The 23147-nt window shown below is 37.0% G+C and carries 20 protein-coding genes and 2 other annotated features; of the genes, 11 read left to right on the forward strand and 9 right to left on the reverse strand.

Features of this window, described 5'->3' with window-relative positions:
- Positions 1-23: 23 nt before the first annotated feature.
- The 5 genes from QQZ16_RS21640 to QQZ16_RS21660 form a co-directional block, all read right to left on the reverse strand.
- Positions 24-2870 carry a DEAD/DEAH box helicase gene (locus tag QQZ16_RS21640; protein ID WP_048717366.1) on the reverse strand — a complete coding sequence of 949 codons (2847 nt, stop codon included), beginning with the start codon at positions 2868-2870 and terminating at the stop codon, positions 24-26.
- Positions 2857-4470: an SWIM zinc finger family protein gene (locus QQZ16_RS21645; protein WP_284561773.1), complete on the reverse strand. Its 1614-nt coding sequence runs from the start codon at positions 4468-4470 to the stop codon at positions 2857-2859. The genes QQZ16_RS21640 and QQZ16_RS21645 overlap by 14 nt, the downstream gene beginning before the upstream one ends.
- A 401-nt stretch (positions 4471-4871) precedes the next feature.
- Complete coding sequence (locus QQZ16_RS21650; RefSeq protein WP_284561774.1) at positions 4872-5975, reverse strand: C40 family peptidase; 1104 nt, start codon at positions 5973-5975, stop codon at positions 4872-4874.
- 295 nt (positions 5976-6270) lie between these two features.
- A complete protein-coding gene (locus tag QQZ16_RS21655) occupies positions 6271-7146 on the reverse strand; it encodes a helix-turn-helix domain-containing protein (RefSeq protein ID WP_048717359.1) in 876 nt (291 codons plus the stop codon).
- Between the two features lie 431 nt (positions 7147-7577).
- Positions 7578-7958, reverse strand: coding sequence for a thiol-disulfide oxidoreductase DCC family protein (locus QQZ16_RS21660; RefSeq protein ID WP_048717357.1), 381 nt, complete (start codon positions 7956-7958; stop codon positions 7578-7580).
- A gap of 245 nt (positions 7959-8203) precedes the next feature.
- Here QQZ16_RS21660 and QQZ16_RS21665 point away from each other — a divergent pair, with 245 nt between their 5' ends.
- From QQZ16_RS21665 to QQZ16_RS21675, 3 genes are all read left to right on the forward strand, one after another.
- Positions 8204-10204, forward strand: coding sequence for a penicillin-binding transpeptidase domain-containing protein (locus tag QQZ16_RS21665; protein ID WP_284561775.1), 2001 nt, complete (start codon positions 8204-8206; stop codon positions 10202-10204).
- A 409-nt stretch (positions 10205-10613) separates the two neighbouring features.
- On the forward strand, positions 10614-12029 hold the full coding sequence (locus QQZ16_RS21670; protein WP_031536685.1) for a SpoVR family protein: 1416 nt from the start codon (positions 10614-10616) through the stop codon (positions 12027-12029).
- Between the two features lie 278 nt (positions 12030-12307).
- A complete protein-coding gene (locus tag QQZ16_RS21675) occupies positions 12308-13327 on the forward strand; it encodes a homoserine dehydrogenase (protein WP_342395205.1) in 1020 nt (339 codons plus the stop codon).
- A 60-nt stretch (positions 13328-13387) separates the two neighbouring features.
- On the opposite strand, the gene QQZ16_RS21680 is transcribed toward QQZ16_RS21675, so the two are convergent.
- Complete coding sequence (locus QQZ16_RS21680; RefSeq protein ID WP_251628637.1) at positions 13388-13570, reverse strand: aspartyl-phosphate phosphatase Spo0E family protein; 183 nt, start codon at positions 13568-13570, stop codon at positions 13388-13390.
- A gap of 570 nt (positions 13571-14140) precedes the next feature.
- On the opposite strand from QQZ16_RS21680, the gene QQZ16_RS21685 reads away from it, so the two are divergent.
- The gene (locus QQZ16_RS21685; RefSeq protein ID WP_235251385.1) at positions 14141-14848 is read left to right on the forward strand and encodes a YwaF family protein; all 708 of its coding nucleotides are present in this window, start codon (positions 14141-14143) and stop codon (positions 14846-14848) included.
- A gap of 208 nt (positions 14849-15056) precedes the next feature.
- Here the strand turns inward: QQZ16_RS21685 and QQZ16_RS21690 are convergent, their stop codons facing one another.
- Complete coding sequence (locus tag QQZ16_RS21690) at positions 15057-16028, reverse strand: exonuclease domain-containing protein (RefSeq protein WP_235251387.1); 972 nt, start codon at positions 16026-16028, stop codon at positions 15057-15059.
- Between the two features lie 247 nt (positions 16029-16275).
- Between QQZ16_RS21690 and QQZ16_RS21695 the strand changes: the two genes are divergently transcribed.
- The 3 genes from QQZ16_RS21695 to QQZ16_RS21705 all read left to right on the forward strand — a co-directional run bounded on the left by QQZ16_RS21695 (position 16276) and on the right by QQZ16_RS21705 (position 18021).
- The gene (locus QQZ16_RS21695) at positions 16276-16716 is read left to right on the forward strand and encodes a C40 family peptidase (RefSeq protein ID WP_031539899.1); all 441 of its coding nucleotides are present in this window, start codon (positions 16276-16278) and stop codon (positions 16714-16716) included.
- 221 nt (positions 16717-16937) lie between these two features.
- The gene (locus tag QQZ16_RS21700) at positions 16938-17813 is read left to right on the forward strand and encodes a DMT family transporter (protein WP_031539901.1); all 876 of its coding nucleotides are present in this window, start codon (positions 16938-16940) and stop codon (positions 17811-17813) included.
- 1 nt (position 17814) lies between these two features.
- Positions 17815-18021, forward strand: coding sequence for a hypothetical protein (locus QQZ16_RS21705; protein WP_031539902.1), 207 nt, complete (start codon positions 17815-17817; stop codon positions 18019-18021).
- A 109-nt stretch (positions 18022-18130) separates the two neighbouring features.
- Here the strand turns inward: QQZ16_RS21705 and QQZ16_RS21710 are convergent, their stop codons facing one another.
- Positions 18131-18295 carry a hypothetical protein gene (locus QQZ16_RS21710; protein WP_192840967.1) on the reverse strand — a complete coding sequence of 55 codons (165 nt, stop codon included), beginning with the start codon at positions 18293-18295 and terminating at the stop codon, positions 18131-18133.
- Positions 18296-18432: 137 nt separating this feature from the next.
- On the opposite strand from QQZ16_RS21710, the gene QQZ16_RS21715 reads away from it, so the two are divergent.
- Positions 18433-19482: an SDR family oxidoreductase gene (locus tag QQZ16_RS21715; RefSeq protein WP_396953884.1), complete on the forward strand. Its 1050-nt coding sequence runs from the start codon at positions 18433-18435 to the stop codon at positions 19480-19482.
- Between the two features lie 40 nt (positions 19483-19522).
- Here the strand turns inward: QQZ16_RS21715 and tyrS are convergent, their stop codons facing one another.
- Complete coding sequence (tyrS, locus tag QQZ16_RS21720) at positions 19523-20767, reverse strand: tyrosine--tRNA ligase (protein WP_284561777.1); 1245 nt, start codon at positions 20765-20767, stop codon at positions 19523-19525.
- Positions 20768-20824: 57 nt separating this feature from the next.
- Positions 20825-21057, reverse strand: a binding site (T-box leader).
- A gap of 265 nt (positions 21058-21322) precedes the next feature.
- Positions 21323-21569, forward strand: a binding site (T-box leader).
- 57 nt (positions 21570-21626) lie between these two features.
- On the opposite strand from tyrS, the gene QQZ16_RS21725 reads away from it, so the two are divergent.
- From QQZ16_RS21725 to QQZ16_RS21735, 3 genes are all read left to right on the forward strand, one after another.
- Complete coding sequence (locus QQZ16_RS21725; RefSeq protein ID WP_031539906.1) at positions 21627-22625, forward strand: tryptophan--tRNA ligase; 999 nt, start codon at positions 21627-21629, stop codon at positions 22623-22625.
- A gap of 64 nt (positions 22626-22689) precedes the next feature.
- The gene (locus tag QQZ16_RS21730) at positions 22690-22989 is read left to right on the forward strand and encodes a hypothetical protein (RefSeq protein WP_284561778.1); all 300 of its coding nucleotides are present in this window, start codon (positions 22690-22692) and stop codon (positions 22987-22989) included.
- On the forward strand, positions 22986-23126 hold the full coding sequence (locus tag QQZ16_RS21735) for a hypothetical protein (protein WP_284561779.1): 141 nt from the start codon (positions 22986-22988) through the stop codon (positions 23124-23126). Before QQZ16_RS21730 ends, QQZ16_RS21735 begins: the two co-directional genes overlap by 4 nt.
- Positions 23127-23147 lie beyond the last annotated feature (21 nt).

The raw sequence follows: 23147 nt of genomic DNA on the forward strand, positions 1-23147 counted from the left end.
AAAGAAAAAATCCGGTCGAGCTTTTAAAGCACGGCCGGATTTTCATTTAATGATACTAAATCCTTCAATTCATCTGTTGTTAATTCTGTCATCCAATTTTCATTTTGGATGATTTGATCGTTTAATGATTGCTTCTTCTCAAGCATCGCATCGATTTTTTCTTCGAGTGTTCCCGTGCAAATAAGCTTATGGACATGCACAAAACGAGTCTGGCCAATACGATATGCACGGTCAGTAGCCTGATTTTCAACAGCTGGATTCCACCAGCGGTCATAATGGATAACATGGTTGGCTGCTGTTAAATTTAATCCCGTTCCTCCTGCCTTTAAAGAAAGAAGGAATATCGGGAATTCGCCATCCTGAAACTGTTCAATAAGGCGATCACGCTGCTGTTTGGACATGCTGCCATTTAGGAATGGCACATCCACTTTGAATTTTTTCTTCATCATTTGTTGAATCATATGTCCCATTTCAATATATTGGGTGAAAATAAGGCAGCTTTCTCCTCTTTCCAAAATTGTATCTGTCAGCTCAGCTAATTTCTCCATTTTCACAGACCTATCTAGTAAGCTGGTCGGTGTCGGTTCCTTTAAATAAAGAGCAGGGTGATTGCATAGCTGTTTTAACTTACTTAACATTTGCAAGACAAGCCCTTTTCGCTCAAAACCAGATAGCTGCTCAATTTGCACAAATGTATCGGTTACTAATTGTTCATATAAGGCAGCTTGCTCTGGTGTTAGTGGACAATATTCCTTCTGCTCCAGCTTATCAGGCAGATTTAATGCAACATCTTCGTCCTTTTTCGTTCTTCTCAGTAAAAATGGGCGGATAAGCGTCTGCAATTGCTGAATCTGTTCCGGTTTATTTTCTTTTTCAATTGGAATCACAAAGCGTTTTTGGAATTGACCAAGACTTCCTAAATAACCGTGATTGGTAAAATCAAAAATAGACCAGAGCTCATTCAGGCGATTTTCCATCGGCGTTCCAGAAAGGGCAATATAATGGGTGCCATTTAGTTTTCTAACGGCTCTTGATTGCTTTGTCTGCGCATTTTTGATGTTTTGCGCTTCATCAATCGCGATGGTGCTCCATGTAAGCTCTTCAAAGTTTTGTAAATCAATATGAGTCAAGCCATAGGAGGTTAAGACAACATCTGATTCATTTGCTTTTTTGATAAAAGCATCATCCTTTAAACGACTCGCTCCATAATGGAGATAGATATTTAAATCAGGTGCAAACCGTTCTAATTCCTTTTGCCAGTTGCCAAGTACAGAGGTTGGGCAAATGATAAGAGCAGGAGTCTTCTGCTCCTTTTCTGTTTCTTTCACTTTTAATAAATAAGAGATGAGTTGGACCGTTTTTCCAAGCCCCATATCATCTGCTAAAATTGCTCCAAATCCATACTTTCTTAAAAAAAGGAGCCAGCTCATACCAAGTACCTGGTAGGCGCGTAAATCTCCCAAGAAGCTTTGTGGAACTTCCTCCAATGGAAGATTTTTAATCTCTTTTAATTGATGAATCATTGTTCGCCATTGTCTATTTAGCTCAATTTGGATTTTAGCAAATGTCTTTGGATTTTCAAGCTCATCATTTTGTTGTTCCTCTGCTTGCATTAATTCCTGTTCGATAATATCACGGACATGCAGACCTTCTTTTTCTGCCTTTTTCATTAAATCCTGAATTTGACGAATAAAGGCAGGGTCTAATTTTATCCAACGCCCTTTAATAAAGACTAGGCGACGTTTTTCTTCTACAAGCTTATTGAATTCATCTTCCGAAAGAGTAACGCCATTCATAGAAAAGCGCCAATTATAGTCAAGCATCGCCTGAAGTCCTACGAAGGATGGACGATGACTTGCGTTCGATACCTTGGCTTTTACTTTCAGATTTGCCGATTTCATTGCTTGCCACCAGGAAGGAAGAAGTATGTCCACACCAAGTGCCAGAAATGTTTCACTTGCTTCTGATAAGAAAAGCCATGCTTCTTCCTCTGTTAATTGGTTGGTTATGCCTTTCTTCCCTTTTAGCCATGGAAAAAGAAGGAGCCAGCGCTGTTGTTCTTCCTCTATATAAGAGGAGTAATCAAGCCATTTCTTTGGCATGTTGCCCTCATCATGAATATCTACGACAAGCTCTGGATTATCCTTGGATTTTAAGAATAAATCCAAATCCCATGGTGTATCGATTTCTGTTGGCTCATCTAAACGAATCCCTAATGTAAAAGGACAATCATTTTCTTTTAGCCCCATCCATTCCTGCCATTTATCTTCCGTAAAATAAGCGGAAAGCTGTTCAGAAGGAATATTTGCGTTTTTTAATGTGTCGATTCTTTCATGGAAGCTTTGTTTTGTTTCTTCACGGTCTTCTAAATAGTGATTAAGAGACTGTTGGAACCATTTATGAATAAGATCTTTGTTCGTTTGTCCTTCTAATTCCTCGCGAAGCCCCATGTCCCAGAAACTTGGATCAAACTCATCAATCACTCGATGTGGAAGGGACCATTGGAAATTCCCTGTTTCCCATTGACTGAAATCTGGAATCCACTCCTTATGCTTGATAGCTTCGAGTATACTTGGAGCTGCAGCTAAGCAAACTTGTGCCGTATCGTTCCAATCCCATTCGATATAGCGATTAAATCCTTCCGTAGCAAGTAAGGTAACAAGCTGCCAGCCGCTGACTAGTACTCCTTCTACCCCATCTATCTTGACGGTATCTAAAATAGTGCCATAATAGCTTTCTTGGTGCTGCTGAAAAAGAAGCTTTTTCCAATAGTTTGGATAAAGGTAGTACTCCTCTACTTCACCTGTTAAAAAAAATCCGCTATTTTCATAATAATGAACATTTATTTTCAAATAATTAGTTTTCAACATGGATTAGTTTTCCCTTTCTACATTCTTCATGAAAGGCTCTTAATCGTTTTGTGCGCTCTAAGATAACCAGTAAGAATTGCTCGAATTCGGCTTGCTTCTTCATTTTTTTATAAAGGGTGCGCAACTTCTTTAATTGACGGACAGCGATTCGATAATGCTCTCTATTTTTCCCGTCAATATGATCTTGAATAGAACGGTGATATAAAGAAAGCAGTAAAGAATGATCATACTCCTGCAATAGTTTTATTTGCTCTTTATAGAGATTATCTAGCCCATATCCCATCATTGTAAATAAATCGATCCATTTATCAAACTGTTTTTTTTCATACAGAAAATCCTCGTATTTGCGATAGCTGTATGGGAGTGTATGAATATAAGCCTTTTCCAATAAATCCTCTTTGTTTAATGCTGTGCAGTAAGGGAGAATCGCTCGCAATGCCATTTGCGTAAATTCATAGCAAAACTCGTCATCCTCATCTGCAGATAGGTAATTTTTCAATTCTTGTATAAACGCAGGAACGTATAATTCCATTCGCTTCCACGATTTCCGGCTCGACAAATAATCGATCCAATAAAGCATATAGGTTGTAATCTGAGAATCAAGAGACTGAATCACTTTAAGGGCATCTACATCTTTTTCGAGCAGAATTTCCAGATGGATAATCGCGACATTTTCAGAGAATGCCGGATTCTTATTAGCTAAGAGCTGTTCCAATTCATCTTGTCTCCAGCTCTTAGTAGCAAAAAGATTTGTCCACATAAGTCGATAAAGCTGTATACACTCAAATGTTAAAATTGGTTGAATTGTAAGGACTGCACGCAAGTCGTCCTTTAAACGAATTAAAAAGTTATCAAACGCAAAGGGAAAGGTGAAGTTTGATAGCTTATAAAGGTTATCCTCAATGCTGTTCATTAAATCTTGAAAAAGATGACGATAATAGCGATTAATTGTTTGGGAATTATGATCAAGGTTTTTGCTGAGTGTTAATAATTGTTTAAAAGTGAATACTTGGGCGATGACTAAATAAAGGAGCTTCCACTCTGTTTGAAGAGGGGCGGCAGCTTTTATCTTTCGCATATAAATGTAATACGTTTCTGCAATCATATATGGTTTGTTTTCATTCGTTTTGATAAGCGATTGGAAACTCTTTTCAAAGGTTTCAATCCAGTCTTCGTAATTTGGCTCTTTATCCTCTGTTTCTTTCAATAAGTCACTTGCTCGCATAATGCCGAGATTCTTTAACGTTTCCGCCTTTTGAATTGGTTTTCGCCAAGCTTCTAGCCAAGTGGATACTTTCCCAACTTGAGCAAGTAAATAGAAAAAAAGGGCAAGCTGATGGCGGCAAAAGCCTTCTGCCTGACAAGTACAAGAGCTGTATTGAATATAATCCAAATCCAATGTTGCCTTTACCGGTGTAACGTCTTGAATCATTCCGGTAACAAGTTCATTGGAAAATTTCACTTGATAGACAAAGCTTTGTCTGTACAAGAGAAGTCCCTTTTCTACAATGTTTTTCATTCGGGGATCATTTGCATCCAATATATTCATTAAGTTTTCTGCACAAAAATTCAATGGCTCTAAATATTTTTCTAGAAGCATAATGTACCCCTCCCATATTCGTAAGAACATTTATTGGTATTAGTAATTTCTTTGTTGTCTTTTTGTGTTTTCTTATATGACGCACGAAAAAAGTCCATTCATTAATTATAACGCTTTTTGTGAGGAGATGGTAGGGGACATAAGAAAGAGGAGGTTCCATCCGTTTGGAGTGAGATAGAAGAGGAATAAGTTTATAGGAAGCAGAAATGGGGAACAAAATAAGGAGAATTTAGCTCGCTTGTAAAGATGATGGGAGGAATAGGAGGATAGGAGTTGGAAAGAGAAATAAATGCTCGAATGGGGTGAGGATATGATCCCAACCACTAACCCCTCAATCTGCCCCACCCTTCCCAACAAAAAAGGCTGTCCATTTAGACAGCCCCAATTAATCACATAATCTACTAATATAAACGTTTAAAACTATCAAAATGCTCTTTGTAATAAGAGTTATCTAAGCTTGTCACTCGAACACCGCTTGAATCAGCATGGATAAATTCATTATTGCCAATGTAAATTCCTAAATGAGAGATACCTTCTTTATAAGTGTTTTTAAAGTAGACAATATCTCCAATGGATGGCACATCTACATAATAACTGCGATCAAAGTAGCCTTCTGCAGAATAACGAGCGATCGATTTCCCACTTTGGTTTAATACATAGTAAACAAATCCGCTACAGTCAAAGCCGGCAGTTGTAGAACCGCCCCAAACATATGGAAGGCCAATAAGACTTTTAGAAACAGAAACTACCTTTGAAGCATAGGATTGTTCATTATCGCCATTATTAATAAAGGTTGGAGTACTAGAAGAGGAGTCAGTATTCCCTGTATTCGTAACCTTTTCAGAGGCTGTAACCTTTAGTTTTTGTCCTGGGAAAATCAAATCAGATTTAAGATTATTTAATTGCTTAAGCTGACTAACAGACATTTTATAAGAAGACGCAATTTTACTTAATGTATCCCCGCTTTTAATTGTATAGGTGCCTGTAGAAGTAGTTGTATTTTCTTTAACAGTTGTATTGCTGTTGCTGCTAGAATTTCCAGATGAATTAGGTGTAGAAGTATTGGAAGAAGAAGTTCCCGGCTTAGAAACATATAGAACATCCCCTGGATAAATAAGTGTGGATGTTAGCTTATTCCATTGCTTTAATTCGGCTAAAGAAATAGAGTGCTTATTTGCTATTTTAATAAGGGAATCCCCAGAAACAACTTTATATGTTTTTGCAGCAGAGCTGGTCTTTGTGGAAGATTGGCTCGTTGTAGTAGTCGTTTTACTGCTGTTAGTAGACTTTGAACTATCTGCAATTGTTAATTTTTGATTAATTAATATTAAGTCTGATGAAAGTTTATTAATCGACTTTAACTCATTAACAGTCGTATTGTAGGTCTTCGCAATCTGTCTTAATGTGTCCCCTTTTTTTACTACATAAGTACTAGCTGAGGCGTTCGCTGCAAAAGTGGTTGACAGAATCGCGGTAGTGGCCAATACTGTGACTTTCTTCTTCATTTTTTATCACTCACTCCTAATGAATATACTATAGTATACCTATATTACCATATCCTATCAGACTATTGACCTTTAATTTTGCGAAAAAAGATAGAGTTTTAGGAAAATAGGTAAATTATCATAGATAATTAAGGATGGGACGTAAGTTATCGTTGGAAAGAACTGTTTCGAGGTATTGATAGAAATGGACCGGGTATATTGGGGTGAGTGAGAGGAATTGAAAAAGGATTGCTCCCGGACATCCTTTATTCACAAGTGATGTGTGTAAAAGATGAATGAGACAATCCTTGTAGAACTATAACTTTTGCCAGTTATTTATTTTGTTTTGAATATATTCTGTATACCTGTTATCTTTCACTAGTTGAAAAATCATTAGAGCATCTTTCATATATTGAGTAGCTAGTTCAAAATCCTTTTGTAATTCGTAATTATATCCGATATGATAATGAAAGTGAGCCAACAGATAAAGGTTATCCTGCTGGACAGCCCAATCGATCGCTTCCTTGCAATAAGTAATGGAGGCATCATATCGTGACTGATCTGTTAATGATTTAGCAATATTAAAATATAATCTACTTTTAATCGTATTATCTTGTAAATAGGGAAGCTGATTGATTGCTTTAAACGCTTGTTCATAAATGGTTAAGGAATCATCGATGAAGCCTTCCTCATAGTAAAAAATCCCTTTGCTAATGTAGATTTCTAACTCTCTTTCGGTATAAACCGTATCAAAGGTAAGGTCAATTGCTTCATTAATAATTTTTAAGGCTCGATTAAAATCTCGTTCGATTTCATATGTATAAATGGCCTTATGCCAAAGTAGCATTTGATAGTTTTTCTTATGGTGGGTAAATAAAGGATTTTTTTCTTCTGCTTTTACAATTTGTTTAAGCGTATGGTAATCAGTATTTCTTCGTGCCGCCTTTAATTGACGAAGGGTTTCATCCACATAATCTAGTCTTGGTGTCGTGCCAATATCAAAGAAATAATTCACATCTACTCCCAATCGTTTAGAAATGAGATAAAGAGTAGAAGACAATGGAAGAACTTCTCCTTTTTCAATCTTACTTATCTGGGCCTGTGTACATATATTATGAGAAAGCTCCTTTTGTGATAATCCCATTTGCTTTCGTAATTCCTTGATTTTTTCTCCAACCGCTGAAAAATCCAATTGATTCACTCCTACTTAGAAAAGCATATCTTTTTTTTATGAATATTCCTAAAGTTATATTTTGTTGTGATTTTTAGGGAAAAATGGTGTGAAATGCCGCAAAATGACGAAATATCCTTAAAAATAAAGAATTCATCTATCTATATAATATGATTTAATTAATTTTACCGCAATATATTAAGAATATTTTTGCTATTTTAGATGTGCCCACCTACGCCTTCTAATTATTAGCATCATTTGAACTTAATTGAGCATGTTTAATAGAAATCGTCATTTCTATTAAACCCCAATATCTGTTTTACGAGTAGTCCTTTTATCTCCAATTTTCTGCCGTTTTCTGTGTGAAAGCGGTCTTTTTTTATTTCCGGCAATCTCTATAATAAGAAATATCAGCCAAAAAGAATGCATCTAATAATACGTAATAATGGTTCTTATAAAAATCGCTTTTTCATATCTTCTGTCGGAAGCATGCAAGATTCTTGTTTGCCAAACCATTTATAACGATTTCTAGCAATATAGCGATAAAGAGGATTTCTTATGAAGGAAGGGATTATTTTTAAAATAGTTAGAAGTCTCCATCCATCTGAAAGATGCCGGCATATTTCTAATGCTGCATCAGATTCTACATAGCTTTTCCCCTGTTTAATAAGGACAACACTATTCACATCAGAAAGATGATGTTTTTCAAGCAAGCTTTTTCCAACATCGCTTTGCAAGGAAGCAAAGGAAAATTGGCTATTTAGATCTCTTTTAATAATAAATTGCACACTCCAATTGCATAAATTACAAACTCCGTCAAATAAGATAATCACATTATTCCTCCTACAAAAAGGTGGCTATCATTAGCATGTATTGTAGCAAATAAGGATGAAAAAGTATCTATAAAATGTGAAACTTTCCCTACTTCTTTTCGTAATAGAGTTATTATTTTTTTGGGAGGATAATAATATACAGGTAGTAGACAGAGAATAAAAAAATAAACTTTTCAGGTAATTCTTTTTCCGTTTTTATGAAAAAATGGTACGCTAGTAGTAGTAGATTAGAAGGGGAGATAGGAATGAAAAAGAGATGGATGCTTTTACTGATATTAATACTGGTAGCAGTGGCAACAGGATGCAATAAAAATGAGCCTACCCCAGATGAGCGGCTATCACAATATATAAAGCTTTGGAATGATCAGAAATTTAAGGAGATGTATGCTTTTCTTTCCACAAAGGCGAAAGAAAACATCTCAGAAGACGATTTTGTTTCCAGATACGAAAAAATCTACAAGGATTTAGACATCAATGATTTAGAGATAACCTATACAAAACCATCGGAAGACGAGAAGTTTGATAAAGCAGTACAAGCAGAAATTCCGTTTTCAGTAAAAATGAATAGCATGGCAGGCGAAATCAGCTTCGATAATGATGCTTCATTGGTGAAAGAAGAAAGAGAGAAAGACGAGAACTGGTATATAAATTGGGACACTACTTATATTTTTTCAGAATTAGGTCCTGACGATAAAATCTCTGTTAACACGATTCAAGCAGAGCGCGGCAGTATTGTCGATACCAATGAAAATCCGCTTGCGATGAATGGGGTCATCTATGAAATTGGACTTGTTCCAGAGCAAATGGGAGATAATCCAGATACAGTTATCAATGAACTAGCAAAACTCCTAGACATAAAAAAAGAAACCATACAAAAGGCATTAGATGCAGACTGGGTCCAACCGAGCTTTTTTGTTCCAATTAAAAAGGTTGCCACAGGAGATAGTGCTTATTTAGAAAAACTATTTGCATTACCTGGTGTTCAAAAACAAGATACAAAAGGCAGAATTTATCCATTTGGAGAAAGTGCTGCCCATTTGATTGGCTATATTGGCAGTATTACAGCAGAAGAGCTAGAGGAAAAGGAAGGAAAAGGCTATTCAAGCACAGATGTAATTGGAAAAAGAGGCTTAGAGCAAGTACTAGAAGATCGATTAAAGGGATCTAATGGCGAACAAATTTTAATTCAAAAGGCAGACGGTAGTACAGTTACATTAGCGGAAAAAGAAGTGCAAAATGGCGAAAACATCAAATTGACGATTAATGCAGATTTACAAAAAGAAATATATGAAAAAATGGATGGAGAAGCAGGTGCTGCAGCTGCAATTAATCCATCAACAGGAGAAACACTTGCGCTAGTTAGCAGCCCAGCATTTGATCCAAATAAGATGATTGTTGGCCTTACAACGTCAGAGAAGGAAGCATATGACAATAATAAGCTAGACCCTTTTACTAATCGTTTTAAAAATAACTATGCACCTGGTTCTGTCCTGAAGCCTCTTGTTGCTGCAGCTGCTTTAACAGAAGGTGTAATTACTCCAGAACTGGAAAGAAAGATTACCACAAAACAGTGGCAAAAGGATAAATCATGGGGCGGCTATTATATAACAAGAGTGCATAGCAGTTCAGCACCCGTAAACCTAGCAGATGCTCTTCTTTACAGTGATAATATTTACTTTGCCCAAACGGCACTCGATTTAGGGAAAGAAAAATTTGCGAATGAACTAAAGAAATTTGGCTTTGAAGAGACATTTCCTTATGCATATCCAATTGAAACATCTACTTTTGGAACATTAGATACGGAACAGCTATTAGCAGACTCAGGCTATGGTCAGGGCCATGTGGAAATGAGTGTCATTCATCTTGCTACAGCGTATACTCCGTTTGTTACAGGTGGAAACCTCATGACCCCTGTATTATTGGATAGCGAGGAGAAGAGCAAAGTCTGGAAAGAAAAGATCATGGACGAATCTGTTGCTAAGACGATTTCTGATGATCTCCAGCAAGTAATTGAAAATCCCAATGGTACGGCACGCGCTGGAAAAATAAGTGGAAAAACATTTGCTGGAAAAACAGGTACAGCCGAATTAAAAGAGAAACAAGGCGAAAAAGGAACAGAAAATGGCTGGTATGTTACCTATGATAAAGACAATAAGGACCTTTTAATTGCAATGATGATGGAAGGCGTCCAAGACAAAGGAAGTTCCGGATACGTCGTCAAAAAAGTGAAAGAGATAATCGAATAAGGGGAAAAGGAGTGTTCGAATGGAATGCTCCTTTTTTATTTTTGAGGAAAGTTGGAACTTAAGTGAGATAAAACCCGAAAAGTTTAGGAGTAAGGGGAAATGTGGTGTTTATAAAGGGGGCTGAAAACCAAAATCCGCTGGACAGGTAGGGAAAGTGGTGTTCAACAAGCAAGTGAACGCCGAAACGAAAGCAAAAGTAAAACAAAAAAACACCGCAACACTAGGATATCCCAAAATAGACTAAAATCCACGAAAAGCAAAACCTCCTAAAAATATCCATCTCGCTAATGCCTAATCTCCGTCTATCCGATTAATAAAAACCAACCTCTAGCGCAATTTCTATCTAATTTACTCATGATTCACTTCTTCCTTTCATACATTAGTTTAAACGGTGAAAGGAGAGAGCGGAATGAATGAGGTAGAACAAAAGGAATTAGAATATGCCATTGACGAAATTACTGAGATTGCTTCTGGATTTGGACTAGACTTTTATCCAATGAGATATGAAATTTGTCCTGCGGATATCATTTATACATTCGGTGCGTACGGAATGCCTACTCGATTTTCCCATTGGAGTTTTGGAAAACAATTTCATAAGATGAAGCTACATTATGATTTAGGTTTATCAAAGATATATGAATTAGTCATTAACTCAAATCCGTGCTATGCCTTTTTGCTTGATAGTAACTCGTTAATCAATAATAAACTAATCGTTGCCCACGTTTTGGCGCATTGTGATTTCTTTAAAAATAATGTTCGTTTTCAAAATACGAAGCGTGAAATGGTCGAAAGCATGGCGGCAACGGCTGATCGGATTCGCCAGTACGAAATCAAATATGGAAAGCATGAAGTAGAAACCTTTTTGGATGCGGTATTAGCGATTGATGAACATATTGATCCAAGCTTGATGCGGCCAAAATTAGCATGGTCGATGGATGATGTGGAATTTGTGGAGGAAGAGGAAATAACCAGTACTCCTTATGATGAACTATGGGGATTAGATGATCGAAACAAGCCAAAAAAGCAAAAGAAAAAGGTCGCAAAGAAATTTCCGCCACAGCCAGAAAAGGATTTACTGCTATTTATCGAAAACTTTAGTAGAGAGCTCTCTGATTGGCAAAGGGATATTTTAACGATGATGCGAGAAGAAATGCTCTATTTCTGGCCACAGTTAGAAACAAAGATTATGAACGAAGGCTGGGCATCTTATTGGCATCAGCGAATTGTAAGGGAATTAGATTTAACAAGTGCAGAAGCAATTGAATTTGCCAAGCTAAATGCAGGAGTAGTACAGCCGTCTAAAACAGGCATTAACCCCTATTATCTAGGATTAAAGATATTTGAAGATATTGAGGATCGTTATAATAATCCAACAGAAGAAATGAAGAAACGGGGAGTTAAACCAGGATCAGGGCGGGAAAAAATGTTTGAAGTACGTGAAATAGAATCAGATATTTCCTTTTTAAGAAACTATTTAACAAAGGATCTTGTGATGAGAGAAGATATGTATCTTTTCCAAAAACAGGGCAGAGATTATAAAATTGTTGATAAAGCTTGGGAACAGGTGCGGGATCAATTGGTAAGCATGCGGGTAAATGGAGGCTTCCCATATATTACAGTCAATGATGGAGATTATAACAAAAATGGGGAGTTATACTTAAAGCATGGTTATGAAGGGATTGAACTAGACTTAAAATACTTAGAAAAGGTGCTTCCATATATTCATCAATTATGGGGAAGAGGCGTTCATATCGAAACAATAGTAGAAGATAAAAAACTTCTTTATACCTATGATGGCAAAGCAATGCACCGGAAATATTTGTAGGAGGGACAGACCCATAGTGCTTGAACGCGCTAGGGTCTCTTCTTTTAATTATCCAAATTAAATGATGATTTATTAAACCATTTACATATCTAAGTTTAAGGGCGGTTACCACTACCCATCAATAGCTAACAGTTTTCAGTGCCTCTCTAATAACACGGTTAAGTCTACGAAAAGTTACAGCAAATTAACGGAAATGAAAATATTTAATCCAAAATAAAGGAAATACCTTCAAAAAGAAAGAAATCAATAGGAAGAAAAGGAAAGAAAGGAATAAAGCTGTGATGAAGCAAAGAAAAATAGCCATTACCGGGTATGGAACGGTTGCCAAAGAATTTGTCGAGTTATTGGATCAAAAAAAAGAAGAACTTGTAGAAAAATATCATACGGAATTTAAAGTAGTTGGAGTCATCGGATCTATCGGGATGATTTATGAACCGGACGGCTTAAATCTTTCTGTATTGCATCAGTTGCCAAAAGGGTCTCTAGGAATTTCGCAATATGCTAGTAGGAAAGATTTATCGATTGAATCCCCATTGCTAAAAGGGGATATTCTACTAGAATGTACACCTACCAATCTAGAAACAGGCGGTCCGGCCCTTTCTTACATGAAACAAGCCCTTGAGGCAAAGATGGATATTGTTTCTGTGAGCAAAGGAGCACTTGTCCATTCCTTGCCAGAATTACTAGAGAGAGCAACTGCAAATGGACGTCAAATTAAATATAGTGGGGCAACAGCAGCTGCACTACCAACATTAGACATTGGTGAATTTAGCTTGGCTGGAAGCAATATTTTATCGATAAAAGGGATTCTGAATGGAACATCCAATTTTATTTTAACAAGTATGTCAGAGGGGAATATAACCTTTGGAGAGGCACTACATCAAGCACAAGAGAAGGGGATTGCAGAGAAGAACCCTGATTTAGATATTAAAGGACTTGATAGTGCCTGCAAAATTTTACTGTTGGCAAATGGATTATTTCATACGAAGTTAACATTAAAAGATATGGCAATAGAGGGAATTGAGAAGATTACAAAAGCGGATATGCAGCGGGCAAAAATAAATGGGTGTGAGTGGAAGCTTATTGCAGCAGCAAAAAAACAAGGAGACAGGCTTATTTTGCAGGTCAAACCAGAAATTCTTGCTCCTGAAAATCCTTTGATTCATGTAAAAGGGACAAATAAAGGAATATTGTTTGAAACAGAGGAGATGGGAACAATTTGCTGTGTGGGCGGTGCCTCTCATCCTAAAGGAGCAGCGGCGGCAGCCTTAAAAGATATGATTAATCTCATTCGCTAAGTTAGAGAGTGGAATCGAATCGGTTTAGTAGGAGTCTGAACGAGGTGTATGCATACTTATCTATTTTTGGGCTATCTTTTTTTGATACATGACAATATATGTATCTAGCAGCTCGCTTATTCGTATGGTATTGGGATCATTTAAGCCTTTTTCAATCCCGTATTTAAGCAATTTGATTTTTAAAAGATCGATTGTGTCCAATAATTCACAAACATTTTCGACGTTTATTCTGGAAAGTGCCATTTTATGATGCTCCTACCTTTTATAGATTGCTTATACTATTCTATCAAATAAAATTGGAAATATTAAGCTCTTTTTGAATAAAATTTACAAAAATGTGGGGAGATGGCTTTATATAGGCTTGGAGCTTACATGGACGAAAAAACAGCGGAATACAAAGAAAGTTTGGAGGATACGATGATTTTCGTAAAAGTGTTTTCTATCAAATCAGTGTGGCCTTTGTTAATCTTCATAGGTTAATGGGCATTTGACACATCTCCTCTTTAAAAGGGAAATGTCAAATGCCCATATTATTAGGGATAAATTAACGTATTCTTCAATTTATTTTTCCGAAACAATGCTAAATAAATATTCAAGGTAGGATTCTAATTCAAATTTATCTTTCTCAATAAAGTCAGTCACCGCAGAATTTGTTTGTATTTTCATTGTAATCCTCTCCTTTTGAAATTGATTTTCTTATCAGTAGTATTTGTCTATAATATTCCCAAACTATTAAACTTTTATACCTAGTTTGCAAAAATAATTTGGAAAAAATACTTTTTTGGAAAATACCAGAAAGGAGAATTTGCTTAAATGAATGGATGGTACGGGCATCTGTATGAGGATTTCCCCTTTGAATTATTTTCTATATCTCATCTAGCTATGATAGGCATCCTTTTCATTGGGGGAGTTTTGCTTACTATTTTTCGAACTTACATCCAAATACGAAGCAGTTTATTTCGGTCTGTGTTTTTCGTATTATTATTCGGTCTAGAGGCGATGTACCATTATTGGATGTATAAGGATGGGTTATGGGATGTTGCTTTTATGCTGCCGTTCCATCTTTGTTCCATCAGTTTAATCCTTTGTTTATTGCTTCTGCTAACTAAATGGGAGCTTGTATTTCAAGTAGTTTATTTTATTGGTATTATTGGCGCATCAATGGCAATCTTCACGCCAGAATTATTTTTAGGTTATCCCCATTTCCGCTATTTCCACTTTTTTGTCACGCACATTCTTATTATATGGACTTGTCTGTACTTTGTGCTTGTCCATCAGTATAAACCGACAAAAAAAGGACTAGTTTTGTCTTTTCTTTTTTTAAATAGCAGTGCAGCGCTAACCTGGATAGTCAATCGTTTAACAGGGGGCAATTATATGTTTTTAGCATACAAGCCTGCAAACAGTTCCTTATTAGATTATTTAGGGCCATATCCATATTACTTGTTGGTTCTTGAAGTAGTAGCACTTGCATTGTTTTTTCTCTTGCTTCTGCCTTTTCAACTTAGAAGGAAAAGGTAAAGAGGCTGTTTTTTAGAAGATGTTTATTTTTCAATAGGAAAAATAACTTAATTAGTGACACTGAGCAGCCTGAATACATGTAGACTCCTATGGGATTAGCGAGAAAGGTGAGACCCCGCAGGCGTGCCGAGGAGGCTCACCGCTCGCCCCATGGAAAGCGGAGTGTATTCAGGCTGCGGGTCATAGCAACAAACTTCACGAAATATCCTTAATGATTAACTCGCTCTTTTTTCAAAAGCGCTAAAAATTGTTGTTCGTTAATAATTTCAATTGGTTTTCCTTTTGCTTGTAAATCATAGGCTTTTTTCTCTTTTGAACTAATGCCTTCAGAGCCAACAAGTTTTTGATCCTGTACACCTACAACCAAATAATCGGTTTTGCTGCTTACACCACTTTTAATGACGCCACCAACGTCTACAACTTGTTGCATCGCGTCTTTCCTATCAAGGGAATGCAAGTCTCCAGTAAAAACTAGATTTTTTTGATAGAGTGGATGATTTTCATCAAATGAGTCAGTTGTAGGCGAAATTTCTGATATAGAAACGGAATTGAATTGTTTAACAGGCTTTCTTTTTGCAAAAGTTGTTGCTCTTCCAAAAGTAGTTTGTGGCTTTAATTCTGAAAACAGTTTAATGGGAAGTGTAGGATAAGAAGCACAGTAATTAGTTAATGAATCCTTTTTTCTTGATTCAATACAAGCAATCACGAGCTCCGCACATGCTCTAGCATCTGAACCTGCATGGTGATGTTCTTCCATCGCGATGCCAAAGTATGAGGTGCGATCCTTTAAAGATTGCCCAATCTTTGCTCCTCTTGTTGCCCGATTACTAATAGGAATACTGCAAATATAGGCAAAATCAGGCTTATCCAATTGATATTTTTCCAGACAACAATAGAGCACACTCATATCAAACTGTGCATTATGTGCGATGATTGTATGGCTGGAAATGTCCTCTTTTATCATTTCCCATACTTCCGGAAAGCTTTTCGCATCTTCCACATCTTTTTCTGTTATCCCATGAACGGCAATAAACTTTGGATGGAATGATAGACTTGGGGGTTTTATTAAAAAATATTGTTCTTTTACAATGGCGTTATTTTCCACATAAGCTAATCCAATCGAACAAGCACTAGCCATATCAGCATTTGCTATTTCAAAATCGATAGCAATAAAATCCACTGTTTACACGCTCCCTCTATTTTTCTACTAGTATATCATGTTACGACTTTTTCTTCGTAAAATAAGAATAGCTAAGCAAGATGAATATTATGGAACAGGAGGAATATTATTCTTATATAATAATGTAATAGACTTGTAATCTAATTTGCATATAGATGTAACCTAATTATCTGAATAATATGAGAAGATAAATTGGTTGATAGAAGGAAGCCTTGGAAACTAATCTTTACGTAAATGAGGTCACTAGATGAAAAAGATTATTGTTTTGTCACTCCTGTCATTTGGATTATTTTTTAGTGGGGTATTTAGTACACAGGAAGCAAGTGCTGCTTCAAAAAAATCAGTTGTTACTGTTGCAAAAAACTATATTGGTACCCCTTATAAATATGGAGGAACTACTCCAAAAGGATTTGATTGCTCCGGTTTTGTTGTCTATAGCTATAAAAAAGTAGGCAAGTCGTTGCCAAGAACAGCTGCGAGTATGTATAAAAAGGGGAAGAAAGTAAAAAAAGCGAACTTAAAAAAGGGAGATTTAATCTTCTTTGAAACATATAAAAAAGGTGCATCCCATGTCGGTATATACATAGGAAGTAATAAGTTTATTCATAGCTCTTCTTCAGGAGTAAAAGTGGACAAGCTATCCAACTCCTATTGGAAAACAAAATATTATGGCGCAAAAAGAATTTAACCCTTTCCTTTGGATAGGGTTTTTATTTGTTTTTAGAGAGTTGCGAGGGTTGGACAATAAATCAGGATTTAGGATCATATCACTGTTGTTACTTTTTAATAGAATTTACTAAATAAGGGAAAAAGAGCGTGCTATCGTATTTATTAACACTACACTTTTCTATATGATAGAGTAATAAGCAAAAAATACTAGCAGTGTGAAAACAGCAGTGGGGGAAGAGTATGAACGCAACAGTGAAATTTGCATTATCGATGGCGATATTTGGTTCGATTGGCTATTTTTCCGCGAAAGCGAATTTGCCATCTATTGAATTGGTTTTTATTCGGTGTATTTGTGCATGTGTGGTGCTAAGTATTGTCTATCTTTTTTCAAAGAGAAAAAAGGAAGAGATAGAGAAAAAGGAGATTGGCTATAGTGTGCTTTGTGGCGTATTTCTTGTCGTGAACTGGGTATTTTTCTTCCGTTCCTTTGAACATATGTCTGTAACAGTTGCCGTTTCGATTTATCATTTGGCACCAGTACTTGTCGTTTTATTAGGAAGCTTTCTTTATCGAGAAAGGATTACGTTTAAATTAATGCTAACGGTTATTATTTGCTTTATCGGAACGTTATTGGTCGGGGGAATGCAGGATTATCTGTCTATTGATGAGCTGATGTCTGCTGGATTGCCATGGGCTTTTGGGGCTGCGCTATTCTATGCGTTAACGACATTGACAGGGAAGAAAATTGCTAAGCTAAACCCCGTTATAACAACCATTATTCAAACAAGTGTCGGCATCATTATGCTCCTTCCCTTTGTAAAATGGGATTATTTTCTTCATCTAACAGGGGAAAACTGGTTTTATATTTTATTAACAGGAATTATCCATACTGGCTTCGTGTATTATTTATTTTTCAGCAGCTTGCCGAAACTATCTTCTGGATCTATTGCTGTTCTCGTGTTTATCGATCCAGCAGTTGCGATTTTTATGGACATTGTATTAACAGCGTATCGTCCGGATATTTTCCAAGTTATCGGCATTGTGCTTATTTTTTGGGGGCAAACGAGGGCTGCTTTTAAACGCAAAATAAGTGAAGTAAAAGAGGAGGTTTTCTGACTTGGAGAAAAAATATGGGGAACATACAATCAATCAAAAATTAGATGCTGTAGAAGTTTATAAGGATCCTAGAATGGTCTTAAGAATAAAAAAGAGTAAAGAGGAAGCGAGTGGGGTGACAATTGAATTACATAATACCCTTAATGGCCGTTTAAGCTATGATTTACCAGTAGATTTATTAAAGAAGATAATATCTGAGATAGAATGAAAAGTTTTGATTGCATTTCAAGAGACTCCAGTCAACGAACATTCTCCAATAAAAAATTATTCCCAATCTTTTTTATTGGAGAATGGTTGATTAGTAAGTTTGGATACCTTCAAAGCTTCGGAAAATGCATTTCATAAATCGGCTTTTTATAATAAGGTGGTCTCATCGTTGTTTTTGGCATCGGCCATTTATGATTGATATACGTCATGTTAACCGTATCTTTTGATTGTTTCATGAGCAATAATTTTAGTTTTGGATTAAATTCATATCTCATTCAATACCCCTCCTTCCTTTAACGTATTCAGACTTCCTAAAAAGAGAGCTTTTCCCTTTTTTGCATAGTAAATAATTAGGCACCAAAATAGCAGCGTAACATAGGATAATTTACTACTAATAAATGGAGGGGTCTGTATGTCCTTTTATGTGAATGATCCGAGAGATTCGATGTATCAAGTTCCGGAAGCATATTATGAATTATTAGAAAAACGAAATCATCAATCGGAAAAGCATATCCAGCTTACCGAAATCCAAGAACTTTTTGAAGCAAATAAGCAAACCAATCCATATCCGCTCTATCCGAATTACGGAAAAGTAACAAAGTATGAAGAAATTCCGATTAATTTTCCTGAGAATAGACAGCTCCGTCAGCCAGGGTTAGAAAGCTATATGGTTCCCAAACCGATTATCGAAAATGACCACTACATAGGAAGTGGAAAGCTAAAAGGGAAAGTGGCGTTAATTACAGGGGGAGACAGTGGAATTGGTGCAGCTGCTGCGATTGCCTTTGCAAAAGAAGGGGCAGATGTGGCGATTGCTTATTTAGATGAGCACGAGGATGCAAATCGTACGAAAAGAAGAATCGAAGAATTAGGGCAGCAATGTCTCTTATTGCCAGGAGATTTACGGAAAAAGAAGCAATGCATTGACATTGTGGAGAAAACGGTAAGAACGTTTGGAAAGTTGGATATTCTTTGTAACCATGTCGGTATTCAATTTCAACAGGCGAAATTAACAGATATCACAGATGAACAATTTGATAATACATTCAAGGTTAATATTTACTCCCACTTTTATACAACAAGAGCAGCACTTCCTCATTTAAAGCCGGGAAGCAGCATTATTAATACGGCTTCTGTTGTTGCATATGCAGGGGAACCACTGTTAATTGATTATGTTGCTACAAAAGCAGCAAATGTCGGTTTCACTCGTGCCCTTGCGAGAAGCGTTATTAAAGATGGAATACGAGTAAATGCAGTAGCACCAGGACGAATTTGGACACCGTTAATTCCAGCTAGCTTTTCTTCTGACCAAGTTGCCGTTTTCGGTACTGATAACCCAATGCAAAGAGCAGCACAGCCATTTGAATTAGCTCCAACGTTTGTCTACTTAGCTTCCGATGATTCTCGTTTTGTAACAGGGCAAGTCCTCCATGTAAATGGGGGCGAAACAGTAAGCTCGTAATTAGTGGAAATGGGCTAGTTGCTAGCCCATTTCCTGTATATTATCTAAGCAACTTTACAAATTTTCTTTTTCCAACTTGGATAATTATTTCATTAGGGATTGTGACCTCAAGTTCCGTATCCTCAACCTTTTCTCCATTAATCCGAACTCCTCCATTTTGAATCATCCTCTTTGCTTCACTTTTGGAAGTTAATAGATTTAAGTCAACTAGAAGCTGGATGAGCGATTCAGGATTTTTTCCAGTCCAATGGATGGTCGGAATGTCATCTGGTAAGGAGCCTTTTTGAAAAATAGTGATGAATTGCTGCTCTGCTTTTTCGGCGGCTTCTTCTCCATGGTACATCCGGACAATCGTTCTTGCCAACAGCATTTTAGCGTCTCTAGGATGAAGAGAACCAGCATGTAAATCCTTCTTGATTTGCGTTATTTCAGCAAGCTCAATATCTGTAATAAGCTCAAAGTATTTGCTCATTAATGGATCAGGGATAGACATTGATTTTCCATACATTTCAGATGGGCTTTCATCGATGCCGATATAGTTTTTCTTCGATTTCGACATTTTTTCAACACCATCTAACCCTTCTAGAAGGGGCATTAATATCGCAATCTGCTTTTCTTTCCCAAACTTCTCTTGGTAGTGGCGTCCCATAAGAATATTAAAATGCTGATCAGTTCCGCCAAGCTCAATATCTGCCTCTAACATCACTGAATCATAGCCTTGCATTAACGGGTAAAAAAATTCATGCAAGGAAATCGATTTTCCATATGCTAACCGCTCTTCAAAATCATCTCGTTCTAGTAAACGAGCAACTGTTATTTTTCCGGCCAGTCCAATGACATCTTCGAAGGAAAGGGAAGAGAGCCATTTAGAGTTATAATGAAGTTCGACCTTTTCCATGTCCAATACTTTGCCAAATTGTTCAAAATACGTTTTCGCATTCTCCTTCACTTCTTCATCTGTTAGCTGTTTTCTTACGGATGACTTGCCAGTTGGGTCGCCGATTTTTCCAGTGAAATCACCGATTATTAGTTGAATCGTATGCCCGTTGTCTTGAAATTGACGGAGCTTATTCAGGACAACTGTATGGCCAAGGTGAACATCTGGTGCAGACGGATCAAGACCGAGCTTTACCTTTAAAGGTGTATTTGTGACAAGGGACTTAGCGATTTTTTCTGCGAGTTCTTCTGTTGGGATTATATCTTGCACGCCTTGACGATAGACATCTAGTTGCCTCTGCATTTCTTTTTTCTGGTCAACTGTTAACTGTTCAATAAATGGACTCATCTTTCTTACTCCTTTCGTTAAATTAATGATAAAAAAACAAAAAAACACGCCCCTAAAAAAAGGGACGTGGTTGCTTTTATGCACGTGGTACCACCCTAATTGAAGAATATTGACTATTCCTCCACTCATTATGGGTAACGGCTCATCCGTTCTTCGCTAATGGAATAAAATTCTTTCACAAAGAATGCTCCTGGAGGTAATTCGCGTCTATTTTTGTGTCAATTTACACCAACCATTGACTCTCTAATAACAGGGAAATAGGCACTACTGATTCCAATCAAAGCATATATATAAAGACATTATAAACAAATTTATAAAGTTAGTACTAACTTTATAAAGATACTAACAGATACAATTCGGAAATTCAAGAGGCAATTTTATATTCCTTTGAAAAAATTTTGTTCCCATATCAAGTAAAAAAAAGTGATTTTTTGTACGTTTTTAAGCCATTGGCTCCGCTTCGTGCCATCTGGAATTGGCAATCCATAAAATCATTTAACAAGAGTGAAATACTCTTGACCTTTTTTCCCATATAATTTACTATATAGCTAATATAAAAGAGCGATGAGGAAGAAGAGTAAGCAATGGAAATGTGTAAAGAGAGCTGATGGTTGGTGCGAATCAGTACGGATTGATTGCTGAATGGGCTTCGGAGCTACAAAGCTGAACAAATAGTAGGCTGCGCGGAATGTCTTACCGTTAAAAAAGACAAAGTATAAGAAACGGCTTTGTTTCTGTACGGATAAGTGCGTTTATTTTTATAAACGAATAAAGGTGGCACCACGGGTTACTCGTCCTTATTTACAGGATGGGTAGCCCTTTTTGTGTTGCTTTAAAAATATAAGAGGAGGATCAGAAAATGAAAAACATCGTCTTAACTGGAATTAAGCCAACGGGCCAGATTCATTTAGGTAATTATATAGGTGCCATTAAGCCAGCTTTAAAGCTAGCGGAAAATGACGAGGATCAGGCGGCTTATTTTATCGCAGATTATCATGGATTAACGAAAATTCATGATCGAGAAACATTTCGAACATTGACATATGGAGTTGCGGCAACATGGTTAGCGCTTGGATTAGATCCGAAAAAAGTGATTTTTTATCGCCAATCCAATGTTCCCGAAATCTTTGAGTTGAACTGGATTTTAGCTTGTTTTACTCCAAAAGGGCTGATGAACCGGGCCCATGCTTATAAAGGAATTGTCGACAGTAATAAACTAGCAGGAAAAGATATAGATGATGGTGTAAACATGGGGCTGTTTACGTACCCAATTTTAATGGCTGCTGATATTCTTGCATTCCAGGCAAATATGGTGCCTGTCGGCAAAGACCAAATTCAGCATGTGGAAATTGCACGAGATATTGCCGAAAGCTTTAATCATCAATACGGCGAAACCTTTGTATTGCCAGAATATATTGTGGATGATGACACGAGCATCTTACCAGGGTTAGATGGCCGAAAAATGAGCAAAAGCTATCATAATACGATCCCGCTTTTTGAAGAGCCAACAAAATTGCAGAAGCTTATCAATAAAATCAAGACAGATTCCTTGCCTCCAGAAGCGCCAAAAGAAACAGAAACGTCTATTCTGTTTACTTTGTATAAAGAGTTTGCAAGCGTGGAAGAAACAGAAGAGATGCGTAAAAGATACGAAAATGGCGTCGGATGGGGAGAAGTCAAAAAGGAATTGTTTTATGTCATGAATCGCTTTTTAGAAGAACCCCGCAAAAAATATAATGAATTAATGGCAAACCCGGAGCAAATAGATGCCATTCTTGCAAAAGGAGCAGAAAAAGCGCGCGCCAGAACCTTGCCAACTTTGGAAGAGGTGAGAAAGCAGCTTGGGGTTTCGCGGTGAGTGGGGAAGTTTTAAGAAAGAGTGGTGAGAGGTGTAAGGAAGAGAGTGGAAGTTCTAAGAAAGAGTGCCAAAGTCGCAAGTAAAAGAGTGGAAGTCGCAAGTAAAAGAGTGGAAGTCGCAAGCAAGAGTGCCAAAGTCGCAAGTAAAAGAGTGGAAGTCGCAAGAAAGAGTGCCAAAGTCGCAAGTAAAAGAGTGGAAGTCGCAAGTAAAAGTGCTAAAGTCGCAAGCAAGTATGAAAGCCGCAAGTAAAAGAGTGGAAGTCGCAAGTAAGAGTGCCAAAGTCGCAAGTAAAAGAGTGCCAAAGCCGCAAGTAAAAGAGTGGAAGTCGCAAGCAAAAGTGCAAAAGGCGCAAGTAAAAGAGTGAAAGCCGCAAGCAAGAGTGTCAAAGTCGCAAGCAAGAGTATGAAAGTCGCAAGTAAAAGAGTGGAAGTCGCAAGTAAAAGAGTGGAAATCGCAAGTAAGAGTGCCGAATTCGCAAGTAAGAGTGAAAGTCGCAAGTAAAAGAGTGAAAGGCGCAAGTAA

Origin of the sequence: Bacillus sp. T2.9-1, from assembly GCF_950097965.1 — a bacterium.
In the GTDB taxonomy this organism is placed as follows: domain Bacteria; phylum Bacillota; class Bacilli; order Bacillales; family Cytobacillaceae; genus Niallia; species Niallia hominis.